A 17,824-nucleotide genomic window follows, 5' to 3' on the forward strand; every position below is an offset into this window, starting at 1 on the left:
AGGCATGACAGCTGGTTAACTTGTCTTCTGCTGCCTTTTTTCCCATTCTGCCCCCTCTTCTGGACTTTCTCAAACCGGGCCGCCCTGTGCGATGACATCATCTTCCTCCCCTCCCTCCCACGATGCTCCTGCCCCGCTGTCCCGGCGTGGCTTCATGGGAGGGGCAGCCTCCCTCTCCAGCATTCCCCTGCTCAGCCATGCCGCCCGGGCAGACGAAAAGGATGGGAAACAACAGCCCGCCCCCCCGGATGATGACCCCGCCCATTACAGGCCCGTCTTTTTCAGTGCGGAGGAATATCTCTTTCTCTGCCATGCGTGCGAGCGCATCTTTCCGCAGGATGAAAACGGGCCGGGAGCCCAGGCCCTCGGCGTACCCCGCTTCATCGACAGGCAGATGACCACCCCTTACGGCCGGGGTGACCTCTGGTACATGAAGGCTCCCTTCGTGAATGGGCCGCCAGAGCTGGGCTACCAGCTGCCCTACAGCCCACAGGACCTCTATCGTGGGGCCATCACGCCCATCAACACCCATTGCCTCATGCTGCATGATGCCGTTTTTGCAGCCCTCTCGCCACAATGGCAGGATGAGGTGCTGCATGCGCTGGAAGATAACAGGCTCCACCTCAATGACATTCCCGGTGCCGCCTTCTTCGAGCAGCTGCGGACCAATACACTGGAAGGAGCCTTCTCCGACCCTGCCTATGGCGGCAACCACAACATGGCTGGCTGGAAAATGATGGATTTTCCCGGTGCCAGGGCGGACTTCATGGACTGGATCAACCAGAACGGGGCCCGCTACCCCCTGGGCCCGGTCGGCATGCCTCCAAAACCGGACCCATACAGCGCCTCTTTCCAGAATGAGGAGGGATGAACCATGACAGACCAGACATTCCCTCCCGCGAAGCCGGATGTCGTTGTCATCGGCGCTGGCTGGGCCGGCAGCATCATGGCCAAGGAACTGACAGAGGCCGGACTGAACGTCACCATGCTGGAACGTGGGCACGACCACAGCACAGCCGTGGAAGGGACCTATCCCGGCTCCATTGACGAACTGCGGGGCGCCGTGCGCAAGCGCCTCTTCCAGAAACTGGCCCGCACCTCCCTGACCATCCGCAACCGCCCGGACCAGACTGCCCTGCCCTACCGCCAGCTGGCCGCCTTCCTCCCCGGCGAAGGCGTTGGTGGTGCCGGACTGCACTGGTCAGGCTGCCACTTCCGCGTCACGGAGGATGACCTCCGCCTGCGCAGCGCCACCATTGAGCGCTACGGGCAGAAATTCATCCCCAAAGACATGCACCTCCAGGATTACGGAATCAGCTACGGAGAACTGGAACCGTTTTTCGACAAGGCGGAGAAGGTCTTTGGAACTTCGGGGGAGGCATCCTCCGTGCAGGGGCAGAAAACAGGCCGTGGCAACGTCTTTGCCCTGGACCGCTCCAGCCATTTTCCCCTGCCGCCCATGGCAGACACCTTCTCTGCCAGCGTCTTCCGCCAGGCAGCCCGGGAGGCAGGCTTCCACCCTTACAGCATGCCTGCCGCCAATGCCTCCCAGCCCTATACCAACCCTTATGGCTGCCAGATGGGCCCCTGCAACTTCTGCGGTTATTGCAGTGGCTATGCCTGCTATCTCTATTCCAAAGCCTCCCCGAACGTGAACATCCTGCCCGCTCTGCGGCAGGACAAACGCTTCCGGCTCATCACACAGGCACAGGTGCTGGAAATCCTGCTGGATGACACCCGCAAGAGAGCCACCGGTGTGCGGTACATCGACCTCAAAACCGACTCCGAACAGGTCATTGAGGCGGATCTGGTCATCCTCAGCGCCTTCCAGCTGCACAATGTCCACCTCATGCTGACATCCGGCATTGGCAAACCCTATGACCCGGTCAGCCAGAGCGGGACCATCGGCCGCAATTTCACCTACCAGACCATCACCTCCTCCCGTGTCTGGCTGCCGGAAAACCGCTGCACAAACCAGTTTGTCGGCGCCGGCGGCGCTGGCGTGGCCATTGATGACTTCAACCAGCCCGGTTTCGACCGGGGGCGGGCCGGTTTCATTGGCGGGTCTCCTGTCTGGGTCAATCAGGCGGGCCTCAAGCCCATTGCTGCCGCACAGGGCAGTGGCGGAAAAGGATCACCCCGCTGGGGAGGTGCCTACAAGGCCGCCATGATCGACCAGTACAGGCATTCCTTCAGCATTGATGCCCATGGCAGCAACATGGCCTACCGGGATGTCTATCTCGACCTGGACCCCACATGGCGCAATGCCTATGGCCAGCCCATGCTGCGGATGACCTTCACATGGAAGGACAACGACATCCGCATGAACCAGTATGTCGTCAGGCAGATCGGCGACATTGCCCAGGCCATGGGGGCCACACGGACCAGCCTGAACAGCCTCCAGCCGGGCCAGCTTTTCGACAGCCGCATCTATCAGACAACACATCTCAGCGGTGGTGTCATTCTGGGCAGCAACCCGAAAACCAGCGCCCTGAACCGGTATCTCCAGAGCTGGGACGTCCCGAATCTCTTCGTCATCGGCTCCAGCGCCTTCCCGCAAGGAATGGGATACAACCCGACAGGCCTGGTGGCAGCACTGGCCTACTGGTCCGCTTACCATATCCGCCAGACCTATCTCCGCAATCCCGGCCCGATGGTACACGCCTGATGTCCCTGTTCCTCCGTTCCACCGGCACGAAACGCACATCCCCCCTTCGCCCCCTGCTGACGATGGGGCTGGGTCTGCTGGGCATCGTGGCTGCCACCCTGCCCACCCGTCCTGCACAGGCTGATGATGCTCCCCTGCCTGCCGGACTGATTGAAGAGGGCCATTATCAGGCCGTTCTGGGCGACTGTGCCGCCTGCCACACCCAGCCGGGGCGGCCACCCTACAGCGGGGGGATGCCCTTCAAGCTGCCCATAGGCACCATCTACTCCACCAACATCTCGCCAGACCCCGTCCACGGCATCGGCCACTATACCGAAGCCGAATTCGCCCGGGCCGTCCAGCTCGGCATCCGCAAGGATGGCAGCGCCCTCTATCCGGCCATGCCCTATCCCTCCTACGCACGGCTGAGCAAGGCGGACATCCATGCCCTCTATGTCTATTTCCAGAGGGGGGTGACACCGCAGCCTGTTGACCCGCCCGCCAATGGGCTGATCTGGCCACTTTCCATGCGCTGGCCCCTGCATATCTGGCGCTGGCTGTTCTCACCCTCCATCCAGTCTGCCCAGCTGCGCACCAACAACCAGTTCTCCGACCCCATACTTGCCCGTGGAGCCTATCTGGTGGAAGGACCCGGCCATTGCGGGGCCTGCCACAGCCCCCGCAGCATCACCCTCAATGAAAAAGCCCAGACAGCCAAGGACGGGCCGCTCTTCCTCTCTGGCGGGGGCGTGGTGGAACAATGGGTCGTCCCCTCCCTCCGGCAGGAAAACCGGACAGGACTGGGCCGCTGGAGCGAACAGGACATCGTGGATTTCCTCCGCACGGGGCGGTCCCGGACTGGTGCCAGCTTTGGCGGGATGACGCCTGTCATCGTCCATAGTGCCCATGCCTTCAAGGAGGCGGACCTGCACGCCATTGCCCGTTACCTCATGCAGCTGGCCCCGGCACGGAAGGAAACACCCTGGGTCTATGACCCCACGACGACCGACATGCTCCGCCGTGCCGACCTCTCCCAGCCCGGGGCACAGACCTACATGGACCGCTGCGCCGCCTGCCACCGCACCGATGGTGCCGGGTATGGAACGGTCTTCCCCCCACTGGCTGGCAACCCCATCGTGATGACGGATGATGCCACATCACTCATCCATATCATTCTGGCCGGCGACAGTATGCACGCCCTGCCTACGGCGGCCTCCGCCTTCACCATGCCGGGCTTTGCGGACACGCTCTCTGACAGGGAAGTAGCTGATGTTGTCAGCTTCATCCGGCAGAGCTGGGGCAATAACAGCAGCCCCGTGAAGGAAAGTACCGTGAAACACATCCGCCACTCCATCCCGCAGGCAGAAACACCGGACCAGCTTCCCAAAAACTGACACCATCGGCACGGAAGGAAGAAACACCCTTGGCGGTTTTTTTCCCTCCGTACCCATACAGACGGAGCGTTGCATTCCGTGACATTCCTGTAACCTATGCTCCCGTCATCTCGTGACAGGATGAGGACTGTAGAACAGAAGCAGGGGCCTTTCTGCCTGCCCTACAGAAGAAGGTGCCGTACCTTACGGAGATGTCATAACTCAGACTAAAACAGTATTTAATTCGCCCTGTCGTCCTTTTTGCCTAGATTGTCCCGGCTTCCTTCTGCCTCTGGAATAAAACTGGAACAGTCCGACCCATGAATGCCATTGTCATCACCGCCCTGAAGCGGCCTCTGACCTTTGTGGTACTGTCCATCCTGATCGTGATGTTCGGGGTGATGTCAGTCTTCAAAACACCGACTGACGTCTTTCCGAATATCAAGATTCCGGTGGTCTCTGCCGTCTGGACCTATGGCGGGATGCTGCCTGAGGAATTTGCAGGCCGCATCATCTACAATTACGAGCTGATGGTGACCTCCACCGTGGAGGGCATCGAGCACATGGAGTCCAACTCCTATTACGGGCGTGGGATCGTGACGATCTTCTTCCAGCCCGGGTCTGAGATTGGCGAGGCAGAGGCGGAAGTCACCGCCATTTCCCAGACCGTCATCAAGCAGCTGCCAGTGAACATCCCGGCCCCGATGATCATGCGGCTGGATGCGTCTTCCGTTCCAGTCATCTCGCTACAGATCACCTCGGACAAGCAGACGCCGTCCGACCTCTACAAGCTGGCGATGATCCGTGTCCGTCCGCTTCTGGTCACCGTCGAGGGGGCCGTGGTGCCGCATCCCTATGGCGGGATGGACAGCTTCGTGATGGTCACGCTGAACCAGGACCAGCTGCGGGCGCACCATCTCTCGGCCATGGACGTGCAGAACGCCATGCATGACCAGAACATCGTCCTGCCCGCCGGTGACCAGAAGATCGACGCCGTGGACTGGATGGTGCAGACCAACGCCACCCCCAAGAGCATGAAGGCCATCGGCAACATTCCGGTCAAACGGGTGGGCAATGCGGTGATCTACGTTCACGACGTGGCGGACGTCTATCGTGGCGGCCATCCGCAGACAAACCTCGTGCTCGTGAAGGGACGTCAGGGCGTCGAGGTCGTCGTCATGAAGAGCGGCGAGGCCTCCACGCTGGACGTGGTGGATGGCGTAAAGAAGGCCCTCCCCCGCCTGCGGGCCGTGCTGCCGGATGACGTGAAGGTCAGCATCCTGACCGACGCCTCCATCTTCGTGAAGGACGCCATCAAGGACGTGGTGCGGGAGATGGTCACCGCTGCCTTCCTGACCGGCATCGTGGTGCTGCTCTTCCTCGGCTCGTGGCGGTCCACCGTCATCATCGCCACCTCCATCCCGCTGGCCATTCTCTGCTCGGTCATCGGGCTGAGCTGGGCCGGGGAATCCATCAACGTGATGACACTGGGCGGGCTGGCCCTGGCGGTCGGCATCCTCGTGGACGACGCCACGGTGATGATCGAGAACATCGACACCCATCTCGAAATGGGCAAGGAGCTTGAACCTGCCATCATCGATGCCGCCAACCAGATCGTGACGGCGACCTTCGTCTCCACCACCTGCATCTGCATCGTGTGGCTGCCCCTGTTCGAGCTGGACGGCGTGGCCGGTTACCTCTTCCGCCCGATGGCGGAAGCCATCATCTTCGCCATGATCGCCTCCTTCGTCCTCTCCCGGACGCTGGTCCCCACCATGGCAAAATACCTGCTGGCCAATCATGGTCACGGGCATGACATCCCGGACAGGGAGCAGCATACTGCCGATGCCAACGCTACTGCCGTGGCAGCCGGTCACCCGGCCAACCGTGGCGACGGGACAGACAGCCACAATCACTCCGCTCCCCTGCCACCACGCAGCGGTGTCATGGGCTTCTTCATCCGCTTCCAGCAGGGCTTTGAGGAAAAGTTCAACAGCTTCCGGGACGGCTATTACGCCATTCTGGTCCGCTGTGTGGAGCAGCGCAAACTGTTTGTCGGCATCTTCCTGGGCCTTTCCGTCCTGTCATTGGGGCTTTACTTCACGGCCGGGCGGGACTTCTTCCCGGAGACGAAGTCCAACGCCCTCCAGATGCATATGCGGGCCCCGCTGGGTACCCGTATCGAGGTTGCGGGCCGCATTGCCGCTCTGGTCTCCGACCGCATCGAGCAGGACCTGCCCGGCCAGGTGGAAGAGATCGTCAGCAACTGCGGCCTGCCGGAAGGGGCGCACAACCAGGCCTTCATCCCGACACCGACCATCGGGACGCAGGACTGCGACCTGACCATCGCCCTGAAAAACGAGGCCTCCCCCGTGTGGGATTATCGTGCCCTGCTGCGCAAGGACCTCTCCGCCCGCTTCCCCGGGACGGTCTTCACCTTCCAGCCGGCGGACCTGACGGCGAAGATCCTCAATTTCGGCTCTCCCGCACCGATCGACATCCAGATCAACGGGCCGGACATTGCCGACAATTATGACTATGCCCGCAAGATCATGACCCGCCTGCGGCACATCCCGGGAGCTGCCGATGTCGTCATCCAGCAGACGATGAAGACACCAACACTGATGATCCGTGGCAACCGGACCTTCAGCCAGGCCACCGGCCTGACCGAGGCCGACCTCGCCAACAACCAGCTGATGACGCTCTCCGGTTCCAGCACGGTGGACCCGCAGTTCTGGCTCGACCCCAGCAACGACGTCACATTCCCGCTGAACACCTACGTCTCGCAGGACCAGCTGACGCATCTGAGCGACCTGCTGACCATTCCGGTGGACAAGGGCGACGGCAACCCGACCGGTACGGGCGACCAGCTTCTGGGCAGCATCAGCACCGTCGTGCCGACCGGCACGCCGGGTGAAGTGTCCCACTTCAACTCCATGCCGGAGGTGGACATCTACGTCTCCACCGAAGGACGGGACCTCGGGGCCGTGCTGACGGACGTCAAGAAAGTCATCAGCGACACGAAATCCCTGCTGCCCAAGACGGCCGCAACGGAGATCCATGGGGCCGCCGTGACCATGTACGGAGCCTATGGCCAGCTCATCATCGGACTGATGGTTTCCATCGTGCTGATCTACCTGCTGATCGTCGTCAACTTCCAGTCCTGGATGGACCCGTTCATCATCATCACCGCCCTGCCCGGCGCACTGGCCGGGATCGCCTGGGCCCTGTTCCTGACCGGGACACGCCTGTCCGTCCCGGCCCTGACAGGGGCCATCATGTGCATGGGGACAGCCACGGCCAACTCCATCCTCGTGGTGTCCTTCGCCAGGGAGCGGATCGAGCTGCATGGTGATGCCCTCCGGGCAGCGACGGAAGCCGGACGGGAGCGCATCCGCCCCGTGCTGATGACCGCCCTTGCCATGGTGGTGGGGATGATCCCCATGGCCACCTCCAACTCCACCAATGCCCCACTGGGCCGGGCCGTGATTGGCGGGCTGATTGTCGCCACGCTGTCCACGCTGCTCTTCGTTCCCTGTGTCTATGCAATCATCCACAACCGTACTGCGCGTCATAAGGAGACCGTCTGATGGCCAGCATGTCCCGCAAACACAAATTACTGCTCGGCCTGATCGCCCTGGTGCTGGGCCTCTACATCATCGTGCTGCTGCTCGGCCGCATGGCCCACAACGCCCACCTGCATGACGTGGCGGAACAGAGTGCCGTGCCCAACGTGGCCATCATCCTGCCCCACAAGGCGGACAGCAAGGTGAGCCTCACGCTCCCCGGCACGATTGATGCCTGGTATCAGGCGCCGATCTATGCGCAGGTCTCCGGTTACGTGAAGATGTGGTACAAGGATTACGGTGCCGTCGTCCATCAGGGTGATGTGCTGGCCGAAATCAACGCCCCGGCACTGGATGCCCAGTACGCCCAGGCCCTGGCAGACCTTGATGCCCAGAAGGCCAAGTACAATCTGGCCTCCGTGACGGCCAACCGCTGGCGGGCCATGGGGCACTCCCAGGCCGTTTCCGGGCAGTCCGTCTCCGTCGCCACGGCGGATGAACAGGCCGCCTACGCCAAGATGGAAGCAGCCCAGCGCAATGTGGACCACTTCGCCGCCCTGGAGAAGTTCAAACAAATCGTGGCTCCGTTCGATGGTGTCGTGACGGCCCGCTCCATCAATGTGGGTGACTATGTCAACAGCGGGGGCGGGCAGCTCAACGCCACTGGTGGGGCCTCCGAACTCTTCACCGTGGCGGACACGCACCGCCTGCGTCTCTTCATCTCCGTGCCGGAAATCTTCTCCTACATGCTGACGGACGGGCTGACGGCGGAGGTCCACGTGCCGCAGTATCCGGACCGCATCTTCACGGCCAAGTTCCTGACGGCATCCCTCGGCTATGACCCCAACACGAGAACGGCCGTCTCCGAATTCACGCTGGACAATGCCGACCACGCCCTCTGGCCGGGGACCTTCGCCTCTGTCTCGCTGAAAGCCAACAATAATGCCTCCCACCTGCTGAAGATTCCCACGGGGTCCCTCGTCTTTCAGGAAAAAGGAATGCAGGTGGCAACCGTGGACCAGAAGAACACCGTCCACTTCAAGAACATCCGTGTCGGCAAGATGGCGGACAGCTCCACCGAGGTTCAGGCAGGCATCACAGCGGATGACCGCATCATCAACAACCCGCCCGCCGACCTTCTGGAAGGCGACCCCGTCCACATCGTGACACCGGCCCGGGGCTACAATCAGAGCGGCTGGGAAGAATCCGGAGATGATGACTGATGACCACCATGATCTCTGACCGTTCTTCCTCCATGAAGAAGACCCGCCGCAGGCTGGGCCGTCTTGCCCGCCGGACTGCCCTTGGTGGCAGCCTGCTGGCCCTGACGGGCCTCGGTGCCTGCGACCTCGCCCCACACTACGAACCGCCGCATTTTGTCGTGCCGGACAGCTGGCAGGGGCAGGCCCCCTTCGCCGTGGCGCAGCCCGCCGATGCCACTCTCCCCAGCGACTGGTGGACGCTCTTTCATGATCCGCTGCTGAACGAGCTGGAAGACCGGGCCATTGCCGAAAATGGTGACCTCCAGGCCGCCGCCGAGCGTTTCCTTCAGGCCCGCTCCCTCGTGGCCAAAGCCCGGGCGGACCTGCTCCCGCATCTCAGCCTTGATGCAGGCGGGTCGGACAACAAGCAGTCGGCAGACAGGCTCTTCCGCAACGGGGCCACGCTGACCCAGACGCAGGAAGAATATGCCGGTCTGGCCTCGTGGGAGCCGGACATCTGGTCCGCCATCCGCAACCGTGTCCGCATGAACCGGCAGGCCGCCCAGCAGGAGGCCGCCCGCTTCGCCATGGCACGGCTGAGCCTGGAGGCCGAGCTGGCCACCGACTACATCCAGCTGCGTGGTTATGATGCGCAGATCGCCATCTACCAGCAGTCCATCGCCTATTATAACCGGGCACTGGATGTCACCCGCACCCAGCTGAAATACAAGGCGGCCCCCCGGCTGGACCTCGCCCGGGCAGAAGCCCAGCTCTACACCACGCAGGCCGCCCTGTATGACATCCAGGCCGCCCGTGAGGTGACGGAACATGCCATCGCCGTGCTGACCAACAGTGCGCCCTCCAGCTTCCACATCGACCCCGTCAAGGCGCTGGACTTCCACCAGCCCAACATTCCGGCGGGCGTGCCCTCGGGCCTGCTCCAGCGGCGGCCCGACATTGCCAGTGCGGAGCGTGAGATGGCCCAGGCCAACCGGGCCATCGGCATTGCCCGTGCCGCCTTCTACCCGCATTTCTCTCTCAATGCGGATGCCGGGTTCGAGGCCAACGGCTTCAAGCTGGCCAATCTGGCCAACTCGCTCTGGACCTACGGTGCCCGCATGAACATTCCACTCTTTGATGGCGGCGTACATCGGGCGGAACTCCAGCGGTCATGGTCCGCCTACCGGGAAACACGGGACCAGTACCGCACGACCGTTCTCTCCGCCTTCCGGGAAGTGGAGGATGGTCTCTCCCGCACCAACCGCCTGAATCTGGAAAACCAGGCTCTGGAAAAGGCCGTCAATGCCAATCTGGAAACCCAGAACATGACCATGACGCTCTATCAGGGCGGTGTGGGCACCTATCTGGATGCCATTTTCAGCCAGGAAAACACCCTCCGCAGCCGCATCACGCAGGTGGAGGTGGCCACAAGGCTGTATCAGGCTGATGTTTCGCTGATCCGCAGCCTTGGCGGCGGGTGGGACTCCAAGAACCTTCCCACGATGGCCGAGACGCTGTCGGTCGGTGCCTTCCAGTATGAGGGGCTGCACCACCCCAAGCAGGTTGGTGACGTCAATGCCTCCGAACATCCCGAGGCCCATGAGGACCTGACCCATGATGCCCCGGATGCCGTAGGCCGTGGCACCAATGCCCACCTCAAGCCGCTTCCCATCGGGGCGATGCCCTGAGGCAAAGAACGGTTCCACCCGCCCCGTCCGGCGGGTGGAGTCTTCTGGTGCGGCCCGTCCACTTTTCTTCCCGTCACTGGTAACATCTGATACAGCCTACGAATTAGTTTCGTCACCTGTTGAGGAGAGCATCCAATGGCGCATTCCCCCCGCAAGGGCAGTCCGGCCCGCTGGGCGGCTGTCATTCTGCCGCCACTCTGTCTGGGTGGCCTGCTGGCCTGGACGGCCGACATTTTCAGTCCGGCCGCCATATCTCCTTCCCACTTCATGCAGCGCTTCCATAATGCTGGGGCTCCGGGTGATGGCTTCCGCCGTGCTCATGCCAAAGGCATGTGTACCACCGGCTGGTTTGATCCCTCTCCAGAGGGACGGGCCCTGTCCCGTTCCGGCATCTTCAGGGGCGAGCATCTGCCTGTCATGGGGCGTTTCTCACTGGCTCCGCCACTGCCGTATCTGCCGGACAATCCCGCCGTGGCCCGCAGCCTTTCCATGCAGATACGCTCCCCATCCGGTGATGACTGGCGGCTGGCGCTGGTGGATGCCCCTCTCCAGTCCATGCGGGATATTGCCGATGCTTACGCTTTCTTCGGAGCCGCAAAGCTGGACCCTGCCACCCACAGGCCCGACCCTGTGGCCGTTCAGGCCTATGCAGCCCAGCGCCCCTGGCTGAAAACGGCTTTTGAACAGGCAAAAGCCCACAAGCAGACATCCGACCTGACCAACGACACATACAACAGCCTCGACAGCTTCATCCTAACAGATGAAGCTGGAAAAAAGACAGCCGTCCGCTGGGCTGCCGTGGCGCAGGAACCCTTCAGCCCGGCTGACGGCAGTGGCGCCAATGATGGCAACTATCTCTTCAAACGGCTGGTCCAGACGCTGGATCAACGGCCCCTCCGCTGGGACATCGTTGCCACGGTGGCCCGTGAAGGAGACCCGGTCAACGACTCCAGCCAGCCATGGGACAATGCGGACCAGAAGGTAACGGTCGGCACGGTGACCTTCACGAAGGCCTACAGCGAGGATGAAAGCCCCTGTGGCCCCATGGTGTTCGACCCCACCATCCTGCCTGACGGAATCAGCGCCTCTGACGACCCGCTGCTGGCCCTGCGCTCGTCAGTCTACATGAGGTCCTATGCAACCCGGTCTGCCGAGCACAAAGCACCCAGCATGGTCACGCCGGGCGATGTTGCCAGTCCGACCCTCACACAAGACGAGAAGGGCCAGTAACCCATGTCTTTTCCACAGAATACAGGCCATGCTACGCCCTTCCCCCGCCTCTCCATCCTGCTGCACTGGGTGATGGCAGTCCTCATCATCGTCATGCTCTTTGTCGGGCTGGTCATGGCGCATGACTCCACCATCCACTATGCTGGTCTCTTCACGCTGCATCGCACGGTGGGGTTCCTGCTCCTGCTGCTGGTGGTCATCCGGCTTGTCAACCGGTTTGCCAACCACACACCTGCCCTGCCAATGGACATGCCCGGCCCCATGAAGCTGGCCGCCCATGTCTCCCATATCCTGCTTTATGGCTTCATGATCGCCCTGCCGCTGGTCGGCTGGGCCATGCTCTCGGCTGGCGGATACCCGATCACCCTGTGGGGGGGCTGCCACATCCCGCCGCTCATGGGCTTCCATCCCCATCTGTGGGGTGCCCTGCGCTGCCTGCACAGTCTTCTGGCCTATGGGCTGATCCTGCTCATTCTCGCCCATATCGGAGCGGCCCTGCTGCACGGCATCATCCGGCGGGACGGTGTCATGGGCTCCATGCTGGGGCGATAAAAACCTCCAGACACGAAAAAAGGCGGCTCCATGATGGAGCCGCCTTTTTCATGACCAAAGATACGGGCCAGCCCGTTCTTCAGAACGGAGAGTCAATGTCCATGACATTGACGAGCTTGTGGTTCACGAATTCCTTGATCCCAAGGCTCATAAGTTCACGCCCATAACCGGAGCGGGCAATACCGCCGAAAGGCAGTTCCGCTTTGGTCGTGGTCGGGTGGTTGATGAACACCATGCCGGTACGGATCTTGGACGCCACACGAACTGCCCGGGCTTCATCCCTGGAGAAGATGGCGCCACCCAGACCATACGGAGAGTCATTGGCGATGCGAACGGCATCGTTCTCATCCTTGGCACGATAAAGCTGGGAAACCGGGCCAAAGAACTCCCAATGACGGGCCTCATTGTTCTCATCCAGTTCCGTCAGAACAACCGGCTGGAAAAACGCCCCCTGGTTAGGCACGGCTACAGGAATGGTCTCAGCCTTCGCTCCCTGCTTGACGGCTTTCTCCACCATTTCACGCAGATCATCCGCAGCCTGCTGGGAAGAAAGAGGAGCGAAATTGGTGTTCGGGTCCAAAGGATCCCCGGCCCTCAGCTCGGCAATGCCCTTCTTGTACAGTTCCACAAAGCGGTCATAAAGGCTGTCCACCACAATGATGCGCTTGGCAGAGACACAGACCTGACCGGCATTCCAGTGGCGGCCGAACACGGCCCATTTGACGGTCTTCTCAAGGTCGGCATCATCCAGAACGATGAAGGCATCGCTGCCCCCCAGCTCCATGGTCGCCTTCTTGAGAGCCTTGCCAGCAGCACCAGCCACGATGGACCCGGCCCGCTCGGACCCTGTCAACGCCACACCACAGGTACGGGGATCATCCAGCACCATCTCCGTGAATTTGTGCGGCATGTAGATATTCTGGAACAGCCCCTTCGGTGCGCCCGCTTCTTCAACCAGCTCCTGGCAGGCAGCAGCACACTGCGGCAGGTTGCCTGCATGTTTCAGAAGGACCGCATTACCGGCAGAAAGCTGTGGCGCCACAATGCGCAGCACCTGATAATATGGGAAGTTCCAGGGTTCGATGGCCAGCACGATGCCCTGCGGCTCATACACCAGCTTGGCACGCCCCATCTTGGGGTCGGAGAGCTTCAGATCTTCCGGCTTCAGCAGCTCCGCCAGATTCTCGGCATAATATTCGCAGATCTGGGCAGACAGGATGGCCTCGGCCTTCCCTTCGGCCAGAACCTTGCCCATCTCCAGCGCAGCCAGACGGGCCAGCTTCTCCGCATCACGGCGCAGCAGGGCACCGATGTTCTTCATGAGCTTGGCGCGCTCTTCAAAGCTGGTTTCCCGCCATGCTTCGTAAGCCTCATGTCCCCGGGCCAGGGCGGCCTGAACGTCCTGTTCCGTTGCTTCCGGAAACTCTTTGACAACTTCATTCGTATAAGGATTAACAGTGGCAAATGCCATGATACACCTCGTTCTTCCCGGGTCCCTGCAGCGGAACCTGGGTGTGATATGGACAGTGTTGAATCACTGCCCAAAGGTCGGCTGGGGAGCAACAACACGGACCATTGCCGCCCCCCAACCAGATATTGGAACCTTACAAACTTCTTTCCAGAACTTTGCGGCTGATTTCTGACGTAATGTCCTGATGTTCACCAAGAGTTGTCATGCCATGCTCTTCCAGCTGGGCAATGATGGGATCAATACCAGCACGGTCGATGTCGTAGGCAGAGAGACGGACCGGAATCTCCAGCCCTTCAAAGAAGGCTTCGATACGGGCAATGGCGGCATCGATGCGCTCATCCTCCGTGCCTTCCGTCAGCCCCAGAACACGGGCGGCATATTGCAGCAGCTTGGCACGCTTCTGCTCCCGACGCTCCTTCAGCATGGCCGGGAAGACGATGGCCAGCGTGCGGGCATGGTCGATCCCGTATTTCGCCGTCAGCTCATGGCCGATGGCATGGGTGGCCCAGTCCTGCTTCACGCCAGCCCCGATGAGACCATTCAGGGCCTGTGTTGCCACCCACATCAGGTTGGCACGCAGGTCGTAGTCATCAGCAGGAGCACTGGTGATGCGCTGGCCAATCTCATGCAGGCTCAGCAACAAGCCCTCAGCGTAGCGGTCCTGCACCATCGCATCCTGCGGCAGGGTCATGTACGCTTCCATCACGTGGACGAAGGAATCCGCCACACCATTGGCCACCTGCCGGGGCGGCAGGCTGAAAGTGCGGGTCGGGTCCAGAATGGAAAAGACCGGGAAGACGTGCGGGTTCGAGAAAGCCAGCTTGTCGCCCGTCTCCTTGCGGGAGATCACGGCAATGCTGTTCATCTCCGACCCGGTAGCGGGCAGTGTCACGACCGTTCCCAGCGGCAGGGCCTGCTGGACCGTCTCACCCTGCTTCAGCAGGATTTCCCACGGTTCGCCCTGATACGGCACGGCAGCAGCAACGAATTTCGTGCCATCCATGACGGAACCGCCACCAACAGCCAGAAGGAAATTCACCTTCTCCTTGCGGGCGACCTCGACAGCCTTCATGAGCGTCTCGTAAGTCGGGTTGGCTTCAATCCCGCCGAATTCGCAGAATGTCCGCTGCCCCAATGCCTTGCGGACTTCACCCAGCGTACCGCTCTTCTCGGCGCTGGCACCACCATAGAGGACAAGAACCCGGGCCTGCTGGTCGATCTGCTCATCCAGCCTGGCAATCATCCCTTTGCCAAAAAGGATTTTTGTCGGGTTATAGAATTCAAAATTATCCATGCTGTCCTCCTTGCCGCTCTTTCAGGCCAGATCACATAATAGACCGGTCATCTTTAACGGCCATGTGAGATACCATTCTCTCCCTGGTCCCAAAGCCTTTAGGGAATCGGCCCTGAGCCTTCATCGGGAACACTCAACAAATAGACCGGTCATCTCGAAAATGAAAGACCCTTCCCGAAAAAACTTTCCTGCTTCGAAAAAAGACAGGAAACCGGGATGACTCAGACTGTCACAAGATGACGGGTCGCCTCGAAAGCCTCCTCGAACGGAGCCTGCTGGTGCGTGACCTTGACCAGCAGAGTGGCTCCGAGCCACGTCTGATACACGGAAGACGCCAGATACCGGGCGGGCAGCGCCTTCGTGATGGAGCCATCCTTCTGCCCCTCCTCGACGATACGGGCCAGACAGTCCACGATCCGGGTCGTGCCTTCGGCAAGGATCAGCCGCATCCTCTCCGAAAGATCGGACACCTCCGCCGCCAGCTTGACGACAAGACATTTCTCATTGAGGCAGCCATCCTGCTGGGCATCCACCCAGCACTGGCAATACAGAGACAGTTTTTCAAACCCGGTCCTGCCCGTCTGCGCAATGAGAGCTTCCAGCTTGACCAGATACTGCTCGTTGTAAAGCTCCAGAAGGGCAGCCCCGAAATGCTCTTTCGACTCGAAATAATGGTAGAATGAGCCTTTGGGGATACCAGCTGCCTCCAGAATCTGGCTCAGCCCCACGGCAGAAAACCCCCGCAGCCCAATGAGAGGGCGGGCAGATTCCAGAATACGCCGACGGGCCTGCTCATGCTTTTCTGCAACTGTCATGCTGTAATCCTATCAGGAAAGACCTGTTCTGTCCACAAAGAATAGACCGGTCATTCTATTTTTGGTACCCTCCAGATCAGATGGACGCTCCCCCGGAAGACAGGTTATCCTGCCCCCCCTATCAAGGACCAGACGACGCCCCGGCACCACATCATGCTCCCTCTTTCCTCCTCCCTGATGCCTCCCGGCCCCCCGTGGCACTACTGGCGGGCAGGCCATCCTGACGTGAAAGAAATGAGCATGGCCCGGGGCACCACGCTCGCCTTGCCACTGCATTTCCATCAGGAAGACCAGCTGGCCTTCATCCTCTCCGGCTGTCGCCATTTTCTCATCGCTGGCCAGCCCGTCCACCTCACGGCGGGGCAGGCCCTGCTCATTCCTGCGGGTACGCCCCACGTTTCGCAGGATGCCGATCCAGCCCGTGTCGGGCAGACACTCTGCCTGAACCTCTATCTCACGCCCGGTCTCCCTCTGGACCAGGCAGACTGCGCCGCCCTCATCCAGCACTGCCTTGGTGACCGTCCGTCCCATGTCCATCTGGCCGCCCCACCACGCCTTCCCCTGCCCATGCAGGACATGTCGCTCACGACGTCCATCCAGAGTCTTGCCCAACAGGCCAACATGAGCCGGGAGGCCTATTCCCGCCGTTTCCAGCGTTATTACGGCTTATCACCACAGACATTCCGCCTGCTCCAGCAGCTCAACCATGTGAAAACGCAGCTGCGGGCCGGTGTCGGCAGCCTTCAGGCCGCCATGGAGGCAGGCTTTGCCGACCAGAGCCACATGGGCCGCCTCTTCCGCCGGACATTCGGCACGACACCGGGCCGGTACCGGGCAGGCCCCCTGCCCCGCTGAAACCACGGCCTGTCACATTCCTTCTATACGGCGCAGCCTTTTTCCCGCCATCATGGCCGGGACCGTACACGGAAAGGACAGACCATGACATTTTCCTTCACGGGGCTGAGTGCCTTCCCCATCACCCCCATGCACCAGGACGCACCCGATGAGGCCCGCTTCGCCGCACTGATCGCCCGGCTGGTCGAGGCAAAAGTCGATTCCATCGGTGCCCTCGGTTCCACCGGCAGCTATGCCTTCCTGACCCGGAACGAACGGGAAAAGATCACCCGACTGGCTGTCAGCCACGCTGGCACGACGCCGGTTCTTGTCAGCATCGGGGCCATCAACCTGCGGGACACGCTGCTGCTGGCCGAAGATGCCCAGAAAGCCGGTGTCAAAGCCCTGCTGCTGCCCCCGATGAGTTACTTCCCCCTGCGGGACGAAGAGGTCTTCACCCTGTATGAAACGGTGAGCCGCCATGTGTCCGTGCCGCTGGTCGTCTATGACACCCCCGGCACGACACAGTTCCATTTCTCCGATACCCTGATGCAGCGCATCTGCCAGCTGCCGCAGGTCCGTTCCATCAAGCTCCCCAGCGGCTCCCCCACGGCAGAAGAGGCTGCCGCCCGGATGAAACGCCTGCTGCCTGCCCTGCCTGACAGCACCTCCCCCGGCATCAGCGGTGATCCGACCGCCGCCGGTGCCCTGATGCAGGGCGCCCGCATCTGGTACTCCGAATGGGGTGGCCTGTTCCCCCATCTGGCCCGCCAGCTGACGGATGCGGCCCTGACTGGCCAGAGAGAAGATGTAACCCGCATCGAGGCCATCTTCGCCCCCTTCTGGGAGATGAGTGCCCGTTATGGTGGCTCCCTGCGTGTGATCGCCTCTGCGGCGACGATCATGGGGCTGGCTGGACCCGGTGCGCTCCCCCGTCCGCTCCAGGGCGTGTCCCCGCAGGATGCGAAAAAACTTGCCACGCTGATCGACACCCACCAGCCGGGCTGATCCAGCAGGATGGGCCTCTGATCCCTGGGTCAAGGCCCATCATTTCCGGGACAGCAGGGCTTGGAGATGAGGCAAACTATGGTAGCGTCTGACACGATGTGTCCCATATTTCTTCTTCCGTGATGTTTGCCATGCGTTTTTCTG

13 protein-coding genes are annotated in these 17,824 nt (G+C 61.4%); 10 read left to right on the forward strand and 3 right to left on the reverse strand.

Going from position 1 to position 17,824, the window contains the following annotated elements; genetic code table 11:
• Positions 1 to 91: 91 nt before the first annotated feature.
• From ASO19_RS06335 to ASO19_RS06370, 8 genes are all read left to right on the forward strand, one after another.
• Complete coding sequence (locus ASO19_RS06335) at positions 92 to 871, forward strand: gluconate 2-dehydrogenase subunit 3 family protein (RefSeq protein ID WP_103765633.1); 780 nt, start codon at positions 92 to 94, stop codon at positions 869 to 871.
• A 3-nt stretch (positions 872 to 874) separates the two neighbouring features.
• Entirely contained in the window at positions 875 to 2,668 is a 1,794-nt protein-coding gene (locus ASO19_RS06340) for a GMC family oxidoreductase (RefSeq protein WP_146046919.1), read from the forward strand.
• A gap of 62 nt (positions 2,669 to 2,730) precedes the next feature.
• Positions 2,731 to 4,041 carry a c-type cytochrome gene (locus tag ASO19_RS06345; RefSeq protein WP_103765682.1) on the forward strand — a complete coding sequence of 437 codons (1,311 nt, stop codon included), beginning with the start codon at positions 2,731 to 2,733 and terminating at the stop codon, positions 4,039 to 4,041.
• A 299-nt stretch (positions 4,042 to 4,340) separates the two neighbouring features.
• A complete protein-coding gene (locus ASO19_RS06350) occupies positions 4,341 to 7,610 on the forward strand; it encodes an efflux RND transporter permease subunit (RefSeq protein ID WP_043558958.1) in 3,270 nt (1,089 codons plus the stop codon).
• Positions 7,610 to 8,809, forward strand: a complete 1,200-nt coding sequence (locus tag ASO19_RS06355) for an efflux RND transporter periplasmic adaptor subunit (protein ID WP_043558961.1) — start codon at positions 7,610 to 7,612, stop codon at positions 8,807 to 8,809. Before ASO19_RS06350 ends, ASO19_RS06355 begins: the two co-directional genes overlap by 1 nt.
• A gap of 8 nt (positions 8,810 to 8,817) precedes the next feature.
• Positions 8,818 to 10,476, forward strand: coding sequence for an efflux transporter outer membrane subunit (locus ASO19_RS06360; protein WP_373364571.1), 1,659 nt, complete (start codon positions 8,818 to 8,820; stop codon positions 10,474 to 10,476).
• 135 nt (positions 10,477 to 10,611) lie between these two features.
• On the forward strand, positions 10,612 to 11,706 hold the full coding sequence (locus ASO19_RS06365; protein ID WP_103765634.1) for a catalase: 1,095 nt from the start codon (positions 10,612 to 10,614) through the stop codon (positions 11,704 to 11,706).
• A gap of 3 nt (positions 11,707 to 11,709) precedes the next feature.
• Positions 11,710 to 12,258, forward strand: coding sequence for a cytochrome b (locus ASO19_RS06370; protein WP_103765635.1), 549 nt, complete (start codon positions 11,710 to 11,712; stop codon positions 12,256 to 12,258).
• A 79-nt stretch (positions 12,259 to 12,337) separates the two neighbouring features.
• On the opposite strand, the gene ASO19_RS06375 is transcribed toward ASO19_RS06370, so the two are convergent.
• From ASO19_RS06375 to ASO19_RS06385, 3 genes are all read right to left on the reverse strand, one after another.
• Positions 12,338 to 13,729, reverse strand: coding sequence for an NAD-dependent succinate-semialdehyde dehydrogenase (locus ASO19_RS06375; protein ID WP_043558965.1), 1,392 nt, complete (start codon positions 13,727 to 13,729; stop codon positions 12,338 to 12,340).
• 133 nt (positions 13,730 to 13,862) lie between these two features.
• Positions 13,863 to 15,023 (reverse strand): iron-containing alcohol dehydrogenase, encoded by a 1,161-nt coding sequence (locus ASO19_RS06380; protein ID WP_081562922.1) that lies wholly within the window; start codon positions 15,021 to 15,023, stop codon positions 13,863 to 13,865.
• Between the two features lie 221 nt (positions 15,024 to 15,244).
• Complete coding sequence (locus ASO19_RS06385; protein WP_043558971.1) at positions 15,245 to 15,838, reverse strand: TetR/AcrR family transcriptional regulator; 594 nt, start codon at positions 15,836 to 15,838, stop codon at positions 15,245 to 15,247.
• 153 nt (positions 15,839 to 15,991) lie between these two features.
• On the opposite strand from ASO19_RS06385, the gene ASO19_RS06390 reads away from it, so the two are divergent.
• Together ASO19_RS06390 and ASO19_RS06395 are read left to right on the forward strand one after the other, a co-directional pair.
• Positions 15,992 to 16,693 carry a helix-turn-helix domain-containing protein gene (locus ASO19_RS06390; protein ID WP_103765636.1) on the forward strand — a complete coding sequence of 234 codons (702 nt, stop codon included), beginning with the start codon at positions 15,992 to 15,994 and terminating at the stop codon, positions 16,691 to 16,693.
• A gap of 84 nt (positions 16,694 to 16,777) precedes the next feature.
• The gene (locus ASO19_RS06395; RefSeq protein ID WP_103765637.1) at positions 16,778 to 17,680 is read left to right on the forward strand and encodes a dihydrodipicolinate synthase family protein; all 903 of its coding nucleotides are present in this window, start codon (positions 16,778 to 16,780) and stop codon (positions 17,678 to 17,680) included.
• Positions 17,681 to 17,824 lie beyond the last annotated feature (144 nt).

Source organism: Parasaccharibacter apium (genome assembly GCF_002917995.1).
Classification (GTDB): Bacteria; Pseudomonadota; Alphaproteobacteria; order Acetobacterales; family Acetobacteraceae; genus Bombella; species Bombella apis.

Bases quoted from the DNA above. Each gene is read 5' to 3' on its own strand.
- ASO19_RS06335 (WP_103765633.1), top strand. From the start codon at position 92: ATGACATCATCTTCCTCCCCTCCCTCCCACGATGCTCCTGCCCCGCTG.
- ASO19_RS06395 (WP_103765637.1), top strand. From the start codon at position 16,778: ATGACATTTTCCTTCACGGGGCTGAGTGCCTTCCCCATCACCCCCATG.
- ASO19_RS06360 (WP_373364571.1), top strand. From the start codon at position 8,818: ATGATCTCTGACCGTTCTTCCTCCATGAAGAAGACCCGCCGCAGGCTG.
- ASO19_RS06345 (WP_103765682.1), top strand. From the start codon at position 2,731: ATGGGGCTGGGTCTGCTGGGCATCGTGGCTGCCACCCTGCCCACCCGT.
- ASO19_RS06375 (WP_043558965.1), bottom strand. From the start codon at position 13,729: ATGGCATTTGCCACTGTTAATCCTTATACGAATGAAGTTGTCAAAGAG.
- ASO19_RS06355 (WP_043558961.1), top strand. From the start codon at position 7,610: ATGGCCAGCATGTCCCGCAAACACAAATTACTGCTCGGCCTGATCGCC.
- ASO19_RS06340 (WP_146046919.1), top strand. From the start codon at position 875: ATGACAGACCAGACATTCCCTCCCGCGAAGCCGGATGTCGTTGTCATC.
- ASO19_RS06385 (WP_043558971.1), bottom strand. From the start codon at position 15,838: ATGACAGTTGCAGAAAAGCATGAGCAGGCCCGTCGGCGTATTCTGGAA.
- ASO19_RS06380 (WP_081562922.1), bottom strand. From the start codon at position 15,023: ATGGATAATTTTGAATTCTATAACCCGACAAAAATCCTTTTTGGCAAA.
- ASO19_RS06390 (WP_103765636.1), top strand. From the start codon at position 15,992: ATGCTCCCTCTTTCCTCCTCCCTGATGCCTCCCGGCCCCCCGTGGCAC.
- ASO19_RS06350 (WP_043558958.1), top strand. From the start codon at position 4,341: ATGAATGCCATTGTCATCACCGCCCTGAAGCGGCCTCTGACCTTTGTG.
- ASO19_RS06370 (WP_103765635.1), top strand. From the start codon at position 11,710: ATGTCTTTTCCACAGAATACAGGCCATGCTACGCCCTTCCCCCGCCTC.
- ASO19_RS06365 (WP_103765634.1), top strand. From the start codon at position 10,612: ATGGCGCATTCCCCCCGCAAGGGCAGTCCGGCCCGCTGGGCGGCTGTC.